Consider the following 2871-nt stretch of genomic DNA (forward strand, 5'->3'; position numbering starts at 1 on the left):
GGCTTGACCGGTGGCTGGGCCGGACGCTTCGCCGGCTCCTTGGCGTCCAGGTGCGCCGGAGCGCTCCGGACACCCCCGTAGCGCTCCTCGCGCGACTCTTCGCAAAGGCCCCCGGGCAGCGCCAGGAGGCGCGTACGCGAGGCCGGGACCACCGGGGCCACCGGGGCGCGCCGGGCGCCCGTGGCGGCCGCGAGACGGGCCCTCACGTCCCGTTCGGCCAGCATCTGGCAGCGGGTCAGCAACGCGGCCGCGACGGGGTTGCCGCGCAGGGCCCGCAGCGCGGCGAGATCGTCGGGCTCGGGCCGGTACCCGGCGCCCAGCGCCTCCTCCAGCAGCGTGAGGTAACCGGCGGCGGTGCCGGGCAGTGCGGCGCGGTACCGGGCGAGGTCGGCCACCAGGAAGGCGCGCAGCCGGGCACCCTCGCACACCGCCTCGTCGAGCGACTCGGCGAGGCGGTGGCAGTCCTTGATGTCCTCGGCCGAGGCAGGGGCGGGGTGAAGGGCGAGGGCGAGAGCGCGGCGGAGCACACGCAGCTCCTCCACGCCGAACGCCATGCCGCCGCGGGATCCGTATGGCGTGGGCATGCGGCGACAGTACGCGCTAATCAGACAAATTCGGCATAGCGGACGGGTGTGGCGTGACCGGGCCACCCCAATGCCGGTTCCCGCGTCCGGGCCCGGCAGGTCACATCCGCGACACGTTGCGCTCGTACACCAGGCGCAGCCCTACGAGCGTCAGCCAGGGCTCGTGCTCGTCGATCACCGACGACTCGCCGAGCACCATCGGCGCGAGCCCGCCCGTGGCGATCACCGTCACGTCCTCCGGGTCCTCCGCGAGCTCCCGGGCCATCCGGCTCACCACGCCGTCGACCTGTCCGGCGAACCCGTACACGATCCCGGACTGCATCGCCTCGACCGTGTTCTTCCCGATCACGCTCCGCGGCCGGGCCACCTCGATCTTGCGCAGCTGCGCCCCCTTGACCCCGAGCGCCTCCACGGAGATCTCGATGCCGGGCGCGATGACGCCGCCGACGTACTCCCCGCGCGCGGAGACCGCGTCGAAGGTCGTCGCCGTACCGAAGTCCACGACGATGGCGGGGCCGCCGAACAGCTCGACGGCCGCCACCGCGTTGATGATCCGGTCCGCGCCGACCTCCTTGGGGTTGTCGGTGAGGATCGGCACCCCCGTCTTGACCCCGGGCTCGACCAGGACGGCCGGCACGTCGCCGTAGTAGCGCCGCGTCACCTCGCGCAGCTCGTGCAGCACGGACGGCACGGTGGCGCAGATCGCGATCCCGTCGATGCCGTCGCCCAGCTCGTCCCCGAGCAGCGGGTGCATGCCCATCAGGCCCTGGAGCAGCACGGCCAGCTCGTCCGCCGTGCGGCGCGCGTCCGTGGAGATCCGCCAGTGCTCGACGATGTCCTCGCCGTCGAACAGCCCGAGGACGGTGTGCGTGTTTCCCACGTCGATCGTGAGGAGCATGGCGACTACTCCGCCTCGCGCAGATCGAGGCCGATGTCGAGGATCGGCGAGGAGTGGGTGAGCGCGCCCACGGCGAGGTAGTCGACGCCGGTGTCGGCGTACGCGCGCGCGTTGCCCAGCGTCAGCCGTCCGGAGGCCTCCAGCGCGGCCCGCCCGTGCACGAGCGCGACCGCCTCCTCGCACTCGCCGGGCGTGAAGTTGTCCAGCAGGATCAGGTCGGCGCCCGCGTCCACGACCTCCCGCAGCTGGTGCAGGGTGTCGACCTCGACCTCGATCGGCAGGTCCGGGAAAGCCTCCCGCACGGCCTTGAAGGCCTGCGCCACGCCGCCGGCGGCGACCACGTGGTTGTCCTTGACCAGCGCCGCGTCGGACAGCGACATCCGGTGGTTGACCCCGCCCCCGCAGCGCACCGCGAACTTCTCCAGCGACCGGAGCCCCGGGGTGGTCTTGCGGGTGTCCCGCACGCGCGCCTTGGTGCCCTCCAGCGCGTCCGCCCACGCACGCGTGGCGGTCGCGATGCCCGAGAGCCGGCACAGCAGGTTGAGCGCGCTGCGCTCGGCGGTGAGGAGGTCACGCGTGCGCGTGGTGACCGACAGGAGCTTCTGTCCCGCCTCGATGCGGTCGCCGTCCTCGACGTGCCGCTCGACCTCGAACTCGTCCTCGCAGACCACCGAGACGACCGCCTCGGCGACCCTGAGGCCGGCCGCGACGCCCGCCTCGCGCGCGACGAAGTCGGCGGTGGCGACGGCGTCCTCGGGGATGGTCGCGACGGTCGTCACGTCCACGCCGTGGTCGAGGTCCTCCTGGATGGCCACGTTGGCGATGTCCTCGACCTCCACGGGGTCGAGCCCGGCGTCGGCCAGGAGCTGCGCGAGCGCGGGGTCGAGCCCGCACTCCAGGTACTCGTCGTCCCCGGGGCCGCCGTCGGCGCCGCAGGCGCAGCCGTCGCCGCAGCCGCCGGTGGGGGCGAGGGGAAGGTCGTCGGTGCTCACTGGTGTCACTGCTCCTGAAGGTGCTGCCGGGTCGGGGGGAAGTCTGCGGTATCGGTGGTGTGTACGGCGAGGGTTCGGTCCGGATTCAGCCGTACGACGATGTGGCGGCGCCATGCCGCGTCGTCCCGGTCGGGCCTGTCCTCGCGCCAGTGGCAGCCCCGTGTCTCCTCGCGCTGCAGGGCCGCGGCGACCAGGACACGGGCCACGCACAGGAGGTTGGTGGCCTCCCAGGTGTCGACGCCGGGCTCGGCCGTCTTGCCGTTCTCGGCGAGGGCGTCGCGGGCGTCGGCGTGCAGCTGCTGCAACAGGTCGGCGGCCTCGGACAGGGACCCGGCCGAGCGCAGCACACCCGCGCCCCGCGTCATGATCCGCTGGATCGCGAACCGGGCCTCGGGGG

The 2871-nt window shown here is 73.4% G+C and carries 3 protein-coding genes and 1 pseudogene; all 4 read right to left on the bottom strand.

Annotated features, from left to right (window positions below):
- Window positions 1-554 (bottom strand): hypothetical protein (locus EHS43_RS41760; RefSeq protein ID WP_260470962.1); only part of this gene is annotated, 554 nt, incomplete at its 3' end.
- Between the two features lie 130 nt (window positions 555-684).
- Window positions 685-1482 (bottom strand): type III pantothenate kinase, encoded by a 798-nt coding sequence (locus EHS43_RS41765; protein ID WP_125195705.1) that lies wholly within the window; start codon window positions 1480-1482, stop codon window positions 685-687.
- Window positions 1483-1487: 5 nt separating this feature from the next.
- The gene (gene nadC, locus EHS43_RS41770; protein ID WP_125195706.1) at window positions 1488-2474 is read right to left on the bottom strand and encodes a carboxylating nicotinate-nucleotide diphosphorylase; all 987 of its coding nucleotides are present in this window, start codon (window positions 2472-2474) and stop codon (window positions 1488-1490) included.
- Between the two features lie 5 nt (window positions 2475-2479).
- Window positions 2480-2871, bottom strand: a pseudogene (locus tag EHS43_RS41775) (L-aspartate oxidase); the annotation flags it as partial.

The sequence above is a fragment of the Streptomyces sp. RP5T genome (assembly GCF_003933965.1).
Classification (GTDB): domain Bacteria; phylum Actinomycetota; class Actinomycetes; order Streptomycetales; family Streptomycetaceae; genus Streptomyces.

Excerpts from the sequence above, each read along its gene's own strand:
- EHS43_RS41765 (WP_125195705.1), bottom strand. The coding sequence starts at position 1,482 with ATGCTCCTCACGATCGACGTGGGAAACACGCACACCGTCCTCGGGCTG.